At 37.9% G+C, this 14,210-nt stretch carries 17 protein-coding genes; 8 read left to right on the forward strand and 9 right to left on the reverse strand.

Features of this window, described 5'->3' with window-relative positions; all coding sequences use genetic code 11:
• The first annotated feature begins 40 nt into the window (after positions 1-40).
• Together MMB68_RS18145 and MMB68_RS18150 are read left to right on the forward strand one after the other, a co-directional pair.
• Positions 41-889, forward strand: a complete 849-nt coding sequence (locus MMB68_RS18145; RefSeq protein ID WP_277549239.1) for an alpha/beta fold hydrolase — start codon at positions 41-43, stop codon at positions 887-889.
• Between the two features lie 168 nt (positions 890-1,057).
• Complete coding sequence (locus MMB68_RS18150) at positions 1,058-2,230, forward strand: MalY/PatB family protein (protein ID WP_221785786.1); 1,173 nt, start codon at positions 1,058-1,060, stop codon at positions 2,228-2,230.
• Between the two features lie 35 nt (positions 2,231-2,265).
• On the opposite strand, the gene MMB68_RS18155 is transcribed toward MMB68_RS18150, so the two are convergent.
• Positions 2,266-2,790: a superoxide dismutase family protein gene (locus tag MMB68_RS18155; RefSeq protein ID WP_221785787.1), complete on the reverse strand. Its 525-nt coding sequence runs from the start codon at positions 2,788-2,790 to the stop codon at positions 2,266-2,268.
• Between the two features lie 103 nt (positions 2,791-2,893).
• The gene (locus MMB68_RS18160; protein WP_082595915.1) at positions 2,894-3,091 is read right to left on the reverse strand and encodes a hypothetical protein; all 198 of its coding nucleotides are present in this window, start codon (positions 3,089-3,091) and stop codon (positions 2,894-2,896) included.
• Between the two features lie 85 nt (positions 3,092-3,176).
• Here MMB68_RS18160 and kapB point away from each other — a divergent pair, with 85 nt between their 5' ends.
• On the forward strand, positions 3,177-3,557 hold the full coding sequence (gene kapB / locus MMB68_RS18165; RefSeq protein WP_013059606.1) for a kinase-associated lipoprotein KapB: 381 nt from the start codon (positions 3,177-3,179) through the stop codon (positions 3,555-3,557).
• A gap of 36 nt (positions 3,558-3,593) precedes the next feature.
• On the opposite strand, the gene kapD is transcribed toward kapB, so the two are convergent.
• Together kapD and MMB68_RS18175 are read right to left on the reverse strand one after the other, a co-directional pair.
• On the reverse strand, positions 3,594-4,208 hold the full coding sequence (kapD, locus tag MMB68_RS18170) for a 3'-5' exonuclease KapD (RefSeq protein ID WP_013059607.1): 615 nt from the start codon (positions 4,206-4,208) through the stop codon (positions 3,594-3,596).
• Positions 4,209-4,554: 346 nt separating this feature from the next.
• Positions 4,555-4,938 carry a hotdog fold thioesterase gene (locus MMB68_RS18175; RefSeq protein ID WP_028409588.1) on the reverse strand — a complete coding sequence of 128 codons (384 nt, stop codon included), beginning with the start codon at positions 4,936-4,938 and terminating at the stop codon, positions 4,555-4,557.
• Between the two features lie 106 nt (positions 4,939-5,044).
• On the opposite strand from MMB68_RS18175, the gene MMB68_RS18180 reads away from it, so the two are divergent.
• From MMB68_RS18180 to MMB68_RS18190, 3 genes are all read left to right on the forward strand, one after another.
• On the forward strand, positions 5,045-5,413 hold the full coding sequence (locus MMB68_RS18180) for a YuzC family spore coat inner layer protein (RefSeq protein ID WP_221785788.1): 369 nt from the start codon (positions 5,045-5,047) through the stop codon (positions 5,411-5,413).
• Positions 5,414-5,589: 176 nt separating this feature from the next.
• Positions 5,590-6,126 (forward strand): HD domain-containing protein, encoded by a 537-nt coding sequence (locus tag MMB68_RS18185; RefSeq protein ID WP_153253900.1) that lies wholly within the window; start codon positions 5,590-5,592, stop codon positions 6,124-6,126.
• Positions 6,127-6,242: 116 nt separating this feature from the next.
• Positions 6,243-6,434 (forward strand): hypothetical protein, encoded by a 192-nt coding sequence (locus tag MMB68_RS18190; protein WP_013059611.1) that lies wholly within the window; start codon positions 6,243-6,245, stop codon positions 6,432-6,434.
• A gap of 52 nt (positions 6,435-6,486) precedes the next feature.
• On the opposite strand, the gene MMB68_RS18195 is transcribed toward MMB68_RS18190, so the two are convergent.
• Positions 6,487-7,806, reverse strand: a complete 1,320-nt coding sequence (locus MMB68_RS18195) for a Na+/H+ antiporter family protein (protein ID WP_221785789.1) — start codon at positions 7,804-7,806, stop codon at positions 6,487-6,489.
• 266 nt (positions 7,807-8,072) lie between these two features.
• Positions 8,073-9,566 carry a leucyl aminopeptidase gene (locus MMB68_RS18200; protein ID WP_264408646.1) on the reverse strand — a complete coding sequence of 498 codons (1,494 nt, stop codon included), beginning with the start codon at positions 9,564-9,566 and terminating at the stop codon, positions 8,073-8,075.
• A 246-nt stretch (positions 9,567-9,812) separates the two neighbouring features.
• Here MMB68_RS18200 and MMB68_RS18205 point away from each other — a divergent pair, with 246 nt between their 5' ends.
• The gene (locus MMB68_RS18205) at positions 9,813-10,289 is read left to right on the forward strand and encodes a divergent PAP2 family protein (protein WP_013085319.1); all 477 of its coding nucleotides are present in this window, start codon (positions 9,813-9,815) and stop codon (positions 10,287-10,289) included.
• A gap of 42 nt (positions 10,290-10,331) precedes the next feature.
• Here MMB68_RS18205 and MMB68_RS18210 read toward each other — a convergent pair whose 3' ends face one another.
• The 3 genes from MMB68_RS18210 to MMB68_RS18220 all read right to left on the reverse strand — a co-directional run bounded on the left by MMB68_RS18210 (position 10,332) and on the right by MMB68_RS18220 (position 12,721).
• Positions 10,332-10,979: a 3D domain-containing protein gene (locus tag MMB68_RS18210; protein ID WP_277448436.1), complete on the reverse strand. Its 648-nt coding sequence runs from the start codon at positions 10,977-10,979 to the stop codon at positions 10,332-10,334.
• An 81-nt stretch (positions 10,980-11,060) separates the two neighbouring features.
• Entirely contained in the window at positions 11,061-11,384 is a 324-nt protein-coding gene (locus tag MMB68_RS18215) for a YuiB family protein (protein WP_013059616.1), read from the reverse strand.
• Between the two features lie 122 nt (positions 11,385-11,506).
• Positions 11,507-12,721 (reverse strand): NAD(P)/FAD-dependent oxidoreductase, encoded by a 1,215-nt coding sequence (locus MMB68_RS18220; protein WP_221785792.1) that lies wholly within the window; start codon positions 12,719-12,721, stop codon positions 11,507-11,509.
• Positions 12,722-13,214: 493 nt separating this feature from the next.
• Between MMB68_RS18220 and MMB68_RS18225 the strand changes: the two genes are divergently transcribed.
• Positions 13,215-14,207 carry an NAD(P)/FAD-dependent oxidoreductase gene (locus MMB68_RS18225; RefSeq protein WP_277448437.1) on the forward strand — a complete coding sequence of 331 codons (993 nt, stop codon included), beginning with the start codon at positions 13,215-13,217 and terminating at the stop codon, positions 14,205-14,207.
• The last annotated feature ends 3 nt before the right edge of the window (positions 14,208-14,210 follow it).

Consider the following 14,210-nt stretch of genomic DNA (forward strand, 5'->3'; position numbering starts at 1 on the left):
ATTAGGACAGACTAGAAAGAAAAAGATGGAGTGAACCAAATTGACTGAATCTAAAATTACTTGCCACCAGCGTACTTTTAATGGAGTCAATGTGTACTACGAATGCCATAACTATCACCCTGATAAACCAGCTATTGTATTTATTCACGGCTTTTTATCATCGAGTTTTAGCTTTCGACGTTTAATTCCTTTATTTGAAGATACGTTTTCTATCATTACGCTGGACCTTCCGCCATTTGGGCGAAGTGAAAAATCGTTAACCTTTCAATACTCGTATAAAAATTTAGCCAGAATTGTCATCAAGTTAATTGAATATTTAAAATTGAAGGATGTTGTACTATCGGGACACTCAATGGGAGGACAAGTTTGTTTAAACGTAGCAAAGTTAAAGCCTTCTTGCGTATCAAAATTAGTTCTTCTGTGCAGCTCAGCTTATTTAGGCCCCTCACATTATGGGTTGGTCATGTCTTCTTATGTTCCCTTCTTTTATCTGTGGGTAAAAACGTGGCTGTCTCGCAAAGGTGTATTAGGTAACTTGCAAAATGTCGTATTTGATCATAAGTTAATCGACGAAGAAATGATTGATGGCTATACTGAACCATTTTTGGATGACCGTACGTTTATGGCTTTAACAAGAATGATTCGTGATCGAGAAGGAGACCTATCATCAAAGGATTTGCAGCACATAAAAAAACCAAGTTTACTCATTTGGGGAGAAGAAGACCGGGTTGTTCCTTTGCATCTCGGACGTAAGTTAAAAGATGATTTAACAGACTCTACCTTTATCTCTTTAAAGGAAATTGGACACCTTTTACCAGAAGAGTGTCCCGACATTGTGCAGTCTTATATGGTCGATTTCTTGTACGGTGAAAAAGCTCTGTCTCAATAATGATGGGGCGGGTTCGTATATTTCACACGAGGCGCTAACTTTAATAAAAAATTCATTAGTGGTGCTTCAGCAATTTTTTCACTTTCTTTATTGACTCCACAAGTTAACTTCGTTGACAAACGTATTAAAAATAAGCAAACTATTATATTAAAAAAGGGGGTACTTTTATTGTCTACTTATTCTTTTGATCAATTAATTAACCGTACAGGTACGCAGTCCGTAAAGTGGGACAAAACTGATCTTGTTTTTGGAGCAAAAGATGTTCTGCCTTTTTGGGTAGCTGATATGGATTTCCAAGCGCCGCCTAATGTTCTTCAAACCATTAATGAGCGTGTCAAACACGGTATTTTCGGCTACACTTCTCCTACTGAATCTACCGCGAAGGCTTTATCATCTTGGGTAGAAAAAAAGCATCAGTGGACCATTGATCATGAATGGATTACATACAGTCCAGGAGTTGTGTTTGCCCTGAGTATGGCTATTCAAGCATTTACGGAACCCGGAGATTCAATTTTAATTCAGCCTCCAGTCTATACTCCATTTTTTAACATGATAAAGGTAAATGATCGAGAAGTTGTTGAAAATCCCTTAAAACTTGCAGGCGATAAATACGAAATTGATTTTGCAGATTTAGAGAAAAAATTTGCAGAAGGCGTAAAATTAATGATTCTTTGCAGCCCTCATAATCCAGTAGGACGCGTGTGGACAAAAGAAGAACTGAAGAAGCTTGCCGATCTTTGTGAAAAATACAATGTATTAATTGTTTCAGATGAAATCCATTCTGATCTAATTTACCAGCCTTATAAACACATTCCCATCAGCATGGTGAGTGAAGATGCAGCCAATCGAACCATTACGTGTATGGCCCCTAGCAAAACATTTAATATACCGGGACTTCAGGCTTCAGCTGTTATTATTCCAAATGAAAAGCTGCGCACACAGTATGTTCAGCAGCAGCAAAAACAAGGATTTTCTAATTTAAACACATTCGGAATAATTGGATTAGAGGCGGCTTATAGCGAAGGTGAAGAATGGTTGGAAGCACTGCTGGTGTATTTGAAGAAAAATGTAGATCTCGTGACGCGTTTTATAAGTGAGAACTTGCCTGAACTGCGAGTGGTTCAGCCCGAAGGAACTTATTTACTATGGATTGACTGCAACAAGCTGCATTTATCAGAAGAAGAATTACATGAGCGCTTATTAAAAAAAGGTAAAATCGCCGTAGAAAAAGGCGAAAAATACAGCTCCACATATGGAAAAGGTTTTATCCGCTTGAACATTGGCTGTTCACATGAACAACTTCAAGAAGGATTGAATCGCTTAAAAGTAGCTTTAACGTAAAAAACAGCGTTCTTTCTCACGAAAGAACGCTGTTTTTAATGTTTTTTTGAAATAACCCCGCAGGCGATTCGCTTTCCAGAATTACCTGATGGCTCTGTCATTCCGTCATCCCCTTGTTCGGTAATAACAAGAGATGAACCATCCATACGCTTAACGAGAGATGTCTTTCCCTCTTTTAACGTGACTTGAGGAACCATATCTGTTCCTGTATACGTCTGATCGTCTTCTACCACAATATTTTTCATATCGCCTAAATGCGATCCTTTTGGATTTAACAGTCCGTGTTTCTTTTTATCAGGATCAAGGTGATTGCCCGCACTTTTAAAGTTAGGAGCTTTGCAAATCCCCATTTCATGAATATGTACGCCGTGTTCGCCAGGTGGAAGTCCGCTTAAGTTGTACGTAAACTCAATTCCATCGGCCTGCTCTTTCAATTTGACTGTACCGATGCTATCTCCATCTGCGTTATAGACTTTGACTTCTTTATTGGATATTTCTTTTTCCATACACCCCGTTAACAAGAAAAAAGGCACGGTTCCAATGAGTAGTAGTTTTTTCATGTTGCCCTCCAATCGCATATGCACTAGCGAAAGTTTTAGATGTCTTTCCATAGATTGTCCAGCAACATATCATTTTAAACGCTTACATTTTATTTGCATTTCATTACAGTGACTTCTTATTTTCTTGTTCCTTCAGCTTTGCTTCTAATTCCTTCGTTTTTTCTTCTTCTTTTTTCGAAATCTTAATGATTAAACGCCATACTGCAACTGCAGCTAGTACAAAAATCGCCATAGTAGCAAAAGCAGGAATATATTCTCTTTTATCTTCCGGAAAATAAAGCAAAAACATTAAATACATTATGTACAACATCCTTTCATAGAAACGGTAGTGGGTTTTGATTTATACTGGTGATAACAAACACTTTACTTAAAGGAGATCTGGCAATATGACATTTACAATTGGTCAAACCGTTACGGCACTTTATAAAACTGGGAAATACATCGGTGAAATTACACAAGTTCGAGACCTGCATTATGTTGTGCGGATTCAAGCTGTGTTAAAGCATCCAGAACAAGGTGACTTACATAATCCTGGACAAGTGGACGTACCATTTTTTCACGAGCGAAAAGCACTTGCATTTCGAGAGCAGGCCAATATTCCTCAAAAAATGGTTCATCTCTATGAAGACAGCGTTCCCGATTATAAAAATTCACTAAAAAAAGCACTTGAATTAAAGATAGCTGAGCAACAAGCCAAAGACAGCCCTTTTGCTCAAGCAAGTATTGCCTGTTTAGAAGAGTTAAAAAAAGAGTACGGTATTCATTAAGCAAAAAGCCAAATTCACATAGAAGTGATTTGGCTTTTATAATGCAAATTTATTTAATACTTTGGAAAAATCGATTCGATCTCCTATGGTCGTTGGCTCCGGTTTTTGAAGGTACCGCTTATCTTTTTCTACAAGCTTAAAGATATTGAGTGTCGTCATCGCATCATCAAGCGCGCAGTGGTGCTTTCCAGTTCCTTCTTTACCATACTCCTGCACAGCTTTCCAAAGGCCAGTTTGATTTTGATCTCCAAAAAAGCGCTTATACTCCATTGAAAGATCAATTTCTTTACCTGCAAAAGGAAATGGCACCTTATTTTTTTGACAGCACTGCCTCAATACTTTCATATCCATGTTCCCCCATGTAATAATCGTGCTGTGTTTATACATGCCCAGTCGCTGTACAAGCTGCTCTAGCGTAATGCCTTCATTTACTTGATTTTGTTCGATGTGGAGAAATGATTTACAGCGCTCAGTTAATTTTGTAAAGTGTGTAGGCTGTACGTAAGAGGAGAAACGATCAATGATTTCTTGATTTTTAACAAACACCAAACCAACTTCAATGATTTCCGGAAAAAAGCCTTTTGGAAAACCCTTATACTCTGGCATTGTAAATTCAAAATCAATGAATAAATACTGAGAGTTCTTATCCAATATTATCACCCCTTTGTAAAATAAACCGCCCTACTATACTAATGCTATTATAGCACGATTGAACAATCGGAAGGTCTATTTTCTGTTCTTATTTTTAATATTATGAATATTCTAGTTGCTGAATAAAAAGAATACTTTACTACTACTATATTCTAGAGCATGTCTCTATGCGCAGGGTAACTGTCACGAATAGACATAATTTCGCTTATTTTTTTACCTATTTTTTCACTTTTTTATGTATCCGCTCTTCCAAATTCTCTTTAAACTCTAACACGAGTGTGTGAGGTGGCTACTTCTGACTCCAGAAGCATACCTCACACCTTCTAGACTAAACATTCTTAATGTTTTAAGCTTTAGGCAGAATAGCAAGCGTACATCTGGATATACAGATTAAATTCTCTTTTTCATCTTGAATTTTCACTTCCCAAACCGCTGTTTTTTTTCCTTTATGTAAAGGAACGCCTATAGCTGTAACGATTCCGTCTTTTTTTCCTTTGATATGATTGGCATTAATTTCTAAACCTACGCAGATTTCTTTTTCGAGATCAACACTTTTAATGGCACCTAGACTAGCCACAGTTTCAGCTAACGCCACCGATGCTCCTCCGTGTAAAAGCCCGAATGGCTGACGCGTTCGCTCATCAACAGGCATCGTCGCTTCCACTCTTTCCTCACTCGCACTAATAATCTCAATTCCTAATGCTTCTAACAGCGTATCTTTTGTTTTCATATCCATACCTCCCTTTGTATCTAGTATACAATAACGGTTTTGCTACAACATATACGAACCCTCTACATATACATAATAAAAATCCGTTTTCTAGGAGGATTCTTATATGAAATCATTTGCTTCCTCGTCTTACTATTGGCCATCGTACTACATGCCTCACCCTTATACATACAGGGTACCTAACTTACCTGAGGCGGACATCGCGACATTTCAGCAATCTCTTAAAGTTATTCCCTCTACCATGCAAAGCGCTACTATCTTTATTCAAAGAGCTAATACTTCACCAAATTTAATAAAAAAAATAAAAGCTGCTGCTCAAGAATCTAAAATGAGTGAAGTAAAAAGACTCATTCTTTCCACTGGTGTTAAGACAAAAATCGATGTTTTTTATACCCCAGACTATATTAAAATTACGTTTATTCACCCCGATAACCAATTTGACTGCTGTCACGTATCGTTAAATATCAGATGGTAAAGTACAAGGAAAAAAGTCTTATTTTATTCAAAAAAAGATGTACATGTTGTTTTGTTTCGAATATTATAATATATGCCTTTTTTGGATGTAAAAACAAATTACACGATAATTGTATTTAGGATATAAATATGATATTGTATTTGGAAATATATTTTTTCTTTAGGAGGGATGACATGATGAGACATGTTACACTAGTAGAAATTTTCACGCATCCTATCGCTCAAAAATATTTAACTCGCTCTGGCGTTGCGCATGCTGTATCCGTCGCCTATCATGCGTTTCGTCTATCTGTACAGCATAATGTAAACCCCGATTTAGCTACAAAAGCAGCGCTGCTCCATGATATTGGTCACTATGAATGGTACACAAATGGTCAGTGGGATTATGAGAAGTATCGTCAAAATGATATTCACGCTATTAAAGGGGCTGAACGTGCACATAAATTACTCATTCGTTTAGGTGAGGAACCTCAGGCGGCAAAAGAAATTGCCTTAGCTATTTTACTACACACAGACTCATATTTACCTGAAGGAACAATTCAACAACGCCCTCTTCAAAAAGTAGTCAAACTAGCTGATGAAGCTGACGAAGAGCCAGGCGGCAAACACCATTACCGTGAAATGGAATATAGTCTGGCTGTAAAGAAAATTAAGGAGCTTGATAAGAAAGTGCTTGAACTTCTACATTCCAACCAATTTAAACAGTTAGGCTGACAGGATTAACTCCTTTCATAAGAGTTAATCCTTTTTATTATTTCTCCTCATAATTCCCTGCAAATTACTCATACTACTTATTGATTCTCATTTTTGGTTAGTTAGGAGGCAGAAGAATGTCTAAAAACGCTAGAGGTTACGTGCAAGATTCTTGTACATCATTAAATCAGGCAAAAGCAAGCCTTGAACAAGCTCTTCAAACAGTAGAGAAAGATTCAAATCGTGAACGCATTGAACAATCTCTTCAGGCTGTAGAGCAAGCATTAGGAGCTTGTGACAGCACTGCTTCTACTCTTTCTCAAGCATGACAAAAAGCAGCCGGTTTTGACCGGCTGCTTTTTGTCATTATAGGTCCTCTATTTACAAGATAACCGAGGCAATCCACCCAAAAATAATAAGTGGAATGTTATAGTGAAGAAAAGTTGGTACACATGTATCCCAAATATGATCGTGTTGACGATCGACTGCTAATCCAGATGTGGGTCCAAGCGTACTGTCTGAAGCTGGTGAACCAGCGTCTCCAAGCGCTCCCGCTGTACCAACAATACAAATCGTTGCCATTGGACTCATACCAAGTTCTAAGCAAAGAGGAACAAAAATCGTCGCGATAATTGGAATGGTAGAGAAAGAAGAACCAATGCCCATTGTCACTAAAAGCCCGATGACAAGCATAAGAAATGCACCTAGCATTTGGTTGCCGCCAATAAGAGCAACAGAGCCTTTTACAAGCGCTTCTACATCTCCAGTTTCTTGAAGAACTTTTGCAAAACCAGAGGCAGACAGCATAACAAATCCGATGAAAGCCATCATTCTCATTCCGTTCGTTAATACTGGATCTGCTTCGTTCCACTTCAAAGCCCCGCTGAAGTAAACGACAACAATCCCTGCAAGCGCTCCGAAAATCATAGAATCTACTAAGAGCTGCACAGTTAAAGCCGCTACAATCGCAAGTAAAGCTACTATAATTCCTCTTGTTGTGTAACCTGTACGCTCCTCTGCGCCTTGATCAATGTCAATGTCTTCATAACTGCGCGGCTTGCGGTACGAAATAAACACAGCAAATAATAACCCCACTACCATTCCTAGAGCTGGAAGAGCCATCGCCGTGGTAATATCTCCTTTATCAATTGTTAGTCCACTTTCTTTGATGTTAGTAAATAAAATGTCGTGATAAATCTTACCGAATCCTGCAGGAAAATACATATAAGGTGTAATCAACCCAAATGTAATAACGGTTGCGACTAATCGGCGATCGATTTTCAACTGATTAAATACTTTTAATAGGGGTGGAATTAAAAGCGGAATAAATGCAATGTGAACCGGAATAACGTTTTGAGAAAAACATGAAATAATAAGGATGATCAATAAGATCAGTACTTTTGAAAGTGACTTCTTTTTCGTTTCTCCTTCTTTCCCTACTATTTTTAACGCTAGCTGAACAACGGCATCAGGCAGTCCCGTTCGAGAAACAGCCATTGCAAATCCTCCAAGCAAAGCATAGCTTAATGCAACAGAGGCACTGTTTCCAAGACCATCTGTGTATATACTTACTGTATCTGTGAGGCTGATACCGCCAACAAGTCCTCCAATTAGCGCTCCGACTGCTAAAGAAAAGACAACGTTGATACGCAATAAGCTCAAAATCAGCATCACGAGCACAGCTATTAATACTGCATTCATTTTGAAACCTCCATTTTTTCTTTTACTTTATCTCATTAAAACATTAGAGAGATAAACAACATGTTCATTATATTAGGTATAGAAAAAAAGTCAATCATCTTACTAAATAAACGTTTGTTTAACTTCTCTCCAGCCTTAACAATATAAAGATTTTTCTAAATAATCTTTTCTTACTAAAAAAGAAAAAACATTATGTAAACATATTAAAAAAGAAGCATCATCGATGCTTCTTTTTACGTTTCTTTCTATCACTTCTATATTTTTCATTAATTGGTTTCAAATGAACAAACCATTGCAGCTAATGTTCGCACCATCACGCCTGTTGCACCTGAAGGTCCTAACTCATGAGAAGCAGCGGATGTTGCAGTTCCAGCAATATCCAAGTGAACCCATGGCGTTTGCTCTGCAAACTCACCAATAAAGGTTCCTGCCATAATTGCATGCCCCTCCCGTCCAGGAGAGTTATTTAAATCTGCTACCTTACTTCCCCGAACACGCTTTTTGTCTCGTTCTGTAATAGGCAGCTCCCAAATCGGTTCGCCTGTCTCAATGCTCGCTTTCGCTATTTGCTCCAATAAAGCAGAATCATTCGTCATTGCCCCAGTTGTATGTGTACCAAGAGCTACAATTACACCACCCGTTAATGTCGCCACGTCTACTAAATAATTTGCTCCGTGGTGTTTGGCATAGGAGATACCATCAGCTAACGCTAAACGCCCTTCAGCATCTGTATTCAGTACTTCTATTGTCTTTCCATTCATTGCTGTAATTACGTCATCTGGCTTAAAAGCACGCGCGCTAATAACGTTGTCAGTTGATGGAATGACAGCTACTACGTTTTGATGAGGCTTTAATTCTCCAATCGCTTCCATTGCACCAAGAACAGATGCAGCTCCGCCCATATCTGTTTTCATACCTACAATCCCGTCTTTAGATTTAATAGAGTAACCACCTGTGTCAAAGGTAATCCCTTTTCCTACCAACCCAATAACGTCTTCCCATTTTTCTTTTCCTTGATATTTCAGGACAATCATTTTAGGAGGCTCTGCGGAACCTTGATTAACCGCTAACAGTGCGCCCATTCCCAATGTTTCCATCTCTTCTTTTTCTAAAATTTCATATTCAAAACCATATGTATGTGCCATTTCTACTGCATAATTAGCTAAATCTGTAGCCGTTAGCATATTGCTTGGTAAGTTAACAAGGGTGCGCGCTGAGTTTGTTGCTTTTCCATACGTATATCCAACCAAAGCAGATTGTACAACGTCTTTATAAAAAGAAAACAGTTCAATTTTCTCAAGCTGCTTGTCAGGTTCGTTTGATTTCTTTTTGTAGTTTTCAAACTCGTACATAGCAAGCTGTTGAGCTTCTCCTAATAAAGCTGCAGTTTCTTGCTCTGACCACGCTCCTGTATCAAACGTAGAAAGGGCAACCGATGCGTTTGAAATCTTCGCTTCTTTTAACTTTTTAAATAACAGCCCAAAGCTCTCTTTGAGCCCATTTTTAGTTAGCGCTTGCTTTCGTCCGAGTCCTACAAAATAAAGACGTTTTGCTCCTAATTTTCCTAGTGTATGAATCGTTGAAATACGTTTTTCTTGTACACGTATATCCCCTTCTTTAATCAAATGAATGAGCTGTCCACCTAAAGCTTCATCAATTTCTTTTAGAAGGCCTTCAAACTGTTGGTTTTGGTTAAATAACCCGATTACGAGCGCTTCTGTTTGATGATCAACACCAAATGTTTCTACATGCGAAAACATAAAATTCCTCCCTTTTACGTATAGAGATTTTATTTTTATTTATCATCTGCTTTGTTTAATCTATTCAGCAAGTGGAATATATATCATATTCACCACTGTTTTCATCTATATACATATGATAGCAGAAATACAATTTTTAATCACAGTTCAAAAACCTTAGTTTCACACATATACTTTCATCTACCGCTTTTTTTCATCATACAGGTTTAGCTTTTCAGACATTTTAAGTTGAGGGAGGACGTCTCAATGGAGTTATTCTCAAATTTTCCGCTTTGGAGTTCATTAATCGCTATTTTCTTTGCTCAATTTATTAAGATTCCCCTTTCTTTTGTAGCTACTAAGAAAATAGACGGCAGCTTATTTTTTAGTACGGGAGGTATGCCAAGCTCTCACTCCGCAGCAGTAACTTCCTTAGCAACTGCCATTGGGCTAGCAGAAGGTCTTAAATCCCCTATTTTTGCTCTCTCCGCTATTTTTGCCATTATTGTCATGTTCGATGCTAAAGGAGTAAGAAGACACGCAGGAGAGCAAGCAACGGTTTTAAATCGTTTGGTTGAAGACTTTCAGCGCGCGGTAAAAGAAGCAAAGCTGTGGACGACCAATGAAGAAGACGAAAAACAAGTGAAGCTAAAAGAGCTGCTTGGACATAAGCCTATTGAAGTTTTCTTTGGAGCCTTAACAGGGATAGCAGTTGCTTTTGTAACGTATTATGTATGGCCATAAAACATAAGAAAACACATGAAGAGTTCTTCATGTGTTTCTCGTTTATTTTACCTGCTGGCGAAAAACTTGCATCGACTTCTTTTCATTCAGCATCGTTAACTCTTCTTCAGTTAAGCGGCCGTCCCCTGATTTTACTACATAGACGTTTAATTCTTTTTTACCCCATATGTTGTACACATCGGAAACAGTCTCAAAATATAAATCAAGATGATTGCCTTTAATAGCCCCACCTTTATCTGCTACCACTCCATAGCCATAGCCCGGAATAAACAAGATCGTGCCGATTGGAAATATGGTTAAATCAGCAGCGATGGTTGAATACAAGTCACGTTTTACTTTAACGCCCGAATATGTAATACCATAACCTGGATGATTGGGATTTTTCCCAGTTGATTCGTAACCAGCTGTGTAACCCGTAGCCAATACATTCTTAGTTGGATAACGCGACCAATCAAATGCTTCTTCAATTGTAAGACGCTCTTTGTCATTGCTAGCCGCTTCAGCTCTTAGTGGTTTTAGAAATGATGGCAAGAGCCTTTCATTCATTAGAGGATGCCCTGTACGGTTTATAAAAGGCATATATTTGATGACTGTGGTTATTGGGAAGCCAGTAATTGCTTCATATGTTGTAAACAGCGCTCCGACCAGTAGTAGGCACATAATGAATCGCTTTGCTATTTTTCCAATCATTGTGATTTCCACAACTCCTCTCACGAATCTATTTGTTTCCAACATAAAAACAAATTATTCGTTTGCGAGAAGAATTTACATTTAAAACATTTGGTACCCTCTTGTTCGTAAAGATTTAATAGTAATGCCTGAAGCTAGTGCACCTATAAAACCAGCCATTAAAATCGCAATGTCAGCTGTGGCTAAAGATAGTACTTTTGTCCCTAGCTGCTGAAAGGAGTGAGCGGGATGTTGAATGTAATCAACCGCTCTTACATCATCAATAATAAAAATAAAAATCACGGGATAAATAATAGCCATAATCCAAGACATGCGAAGCAGCATATTCAATAAGAAACCGATTCCAAAAAACAAAACAAAAAACAACAAGATGGAGATAATTAGTACAGGCACACTCATTTCCATTGCTTTTCGCCTCCGTTACTCTTTATACTCTCAGTTTACTTAAGAGTAATGAAGGCGTCAATCACAGAAAAGTAAGTTAATACCAAAAAAGCAAAAGGCTTAAAGACCTTTTGCTTTTTGTTTTAAAAGAAATTAAATTTTCCTTTTTTCAATACAAGACCTGCTCCGCCTTGAAGGAAAAGCGAGCGATTATCAACAACTTTTTTCATAAAAGATGCGCTTGAACCAAATAGTTTTCGACCATATACGACGCCAATTGCGTCATCATGCCCTAACGAACATACCGTTCCTTTAATATCTGGTTTGAACTCGCTTAATTCTTTTTGACCTTTCATCAAACGGCTAATATTTTCAGCGCAGGTACCGCCTTGCTGCATAGCAATTTGAGCTGTTGGCGGATAAGGACGTTCTGTTTCAGGGTTAATCATTAGTGAACAATCTCCAATAACAAACACATCTTCATGCCCTGGTGCCAGCAAGCTATTGCTTACTTTTACGCGTCCGCGCATGTTCTCAAATCCAGCTTTTTCAATCACTTGACTGCCTCGAACACCCGCAGCCCATACAACTGTTGCTGATTTGATTTCTTCTACTTGGTCATCTTTTGATACAATAATCCCTTCTTCTGTACACTCTTTAATCGCTGTTCCGATCTTGAACTCGATTCCTTTTCGTTCTAGTTGTGTTACCGCATATTCTACAAGTTCCGGATCAAAACCTGGCAAAGCCGTAGGCGCTGCTTCTACACAAATAACGCGTACTTTTTCACGCGGGATATCAAACTCTTTGCAAAGCTGAGGGACTCGATTTGCTAATTCTCCCACAAATTCAATGCCGGTAAAGCCAGCGCCTCCAACAATAATTGTCAGAAGTTCGTCTCTTTTTTCCACTTCATTGTTGTACGTGGCAAACACATAATCAATATGCTCACGAATTTGACGTGCTGCATTAATGCTCGTAATGGTAAATGCATGTTCTTTTAAACCTTTAATTCCGAAAGTTTCTGCTTCATACCCTAAAGCAACAACTAAATAATCGTACGTTAGCTCACTGTTCTCAAGAAGAACACGCTTTTCATCTAACTTAATATCTACGACCGTGTCTTTGATAAATGTAACCTTATTTGTGTTAATTAAATTTTTAACAGGAACACGAGAGCGATCTTGATGAATTGTACCTGCTGATACTTCATGAAGCCATGTCGTTTCGTAATGGTAATCGTTTTTATTTACCAAAACGATTTCCGCATCACTAGCACCCAGTTTCTTTTGTAAATTAACAATTGTCATAATGCCGCCATATCCGGCACCCAAAATGACGATTTTAGGCTTTTTCATAGGAATGTCATCCACCTTTTTTAGTTATAGTCACAAGTATGTCTTACAAATATAATGATAAGAGCAATTTTATTTGGTTTGCTTTTTTATGTTAGTTTGAGCAAGAACGATCATCGCTATCCATTTATTATTCATATAAGAAAAATAATGTGAATCACTTCACGTTCTTTTTTAAAAAAATACATTTTTTCTTTTTTAAAAAAATGTAAGCATAAGTCCTAGCTTGATTTACACAAACATCTTATGCTTTTTTAATCGGTTTTTCAACCCTTCACTTTGTATTTACAAGCTTTTAAATTTTCAATTACTTTCCTGTATACCCAGTTTTATATTTGACCAAAACGTGTGGTTATGTTAATGATTACAAATACTGTTCTTTAAGTTGAGAAAGTTTCTCAAACATTCCAGCGTGTTTTAATGATATTTTATAATTTACTATGCTATCATAAAGTAGAATATGCATTGGCACAGAACAATCTAGAGGTGATTATAAATGAAAGAAGATAAACAAGTATATGATATTACCATCATCGGAGGCGGCCCTACAGGCTTATTTACAGCATTTTATGGCGGTATGCGTCAAGCGAGCGTAAAAATTATTGAAAGCTTACCACAGCTTGGTGGACAGCTTTCTGCTTTATATCCTGAAAAATATATTTATGACGTAGCTGGTTTTCCAAAAGTACGGGCTCAAGAATTAGTCAATAACCTAAAAGAGCAGATGGATCAATTTAAACCTGCAGTTGCGCTAGAGCAAGCCGTAGAAAAGGTAGAAAAACAAGCGGACGGTGTATTTCGATTAACTACTAATTCTGAAGTCCACTATTCAAAAACAATTATTATTACGGCTGGAAACGGTGCATTTAAGCCCCGTAAAATCGAGCTAGAAAACGCAGAACAGTTCGATCAAACGAACCTTCATTATTTTGTGGATGATATGAATAAATTCAAAGGCCGCAAAGTACTAGTATGCGGGGGCGGGGATTCTGCTGTAGACTGGTCTCTTATGTTAGAGCCGATCGCAGAAAAAGTAACGTTAACGCATCGCCGAGACAAGTTCCGCGCTCATGAACACAGCGTAGAAAACTTGCATAATTCATCAGTTGATATTAAAACGCCTTATGTACCGGTTGAATTTATTGGAGATGACCGTATTACACAAGTTGTGTTAGAAAACACAAAAGGTGAAGAAAAGACAGTAGTAGACGTAGATGATGTTATTGTAAACTTTGGATTTGTTTCTTCTCTAGGTCCAATTAAAGAATGGGACTTAGATTTAGAGAAAAATGCAATTGTTGTTAACTCAAAGCAAGAAACAAACATTCCTGGCATCTATGCAGCAGGTGATGTCTGCACATATGATGGAAAAGTAAAACTCATCGTGGCAGGATTTGGCGAAGGTCCGACTGCTGTTAATAACGCTAAAGCATACATTGATCCAAAGGCTCGCTTACAGCCTATGCACAGTACGTCAATGTTCTCATAAAAA

The sequence above is a fragment of the Priestia sp. Y58 genome, from assembly GCF_029522095.1.
Taxonomy (GTDB): Bacteria; Bacillota; Bacilli; order Bacillales; family Bacillaceae_H; genus Priestia; species Priestia megaterium_E.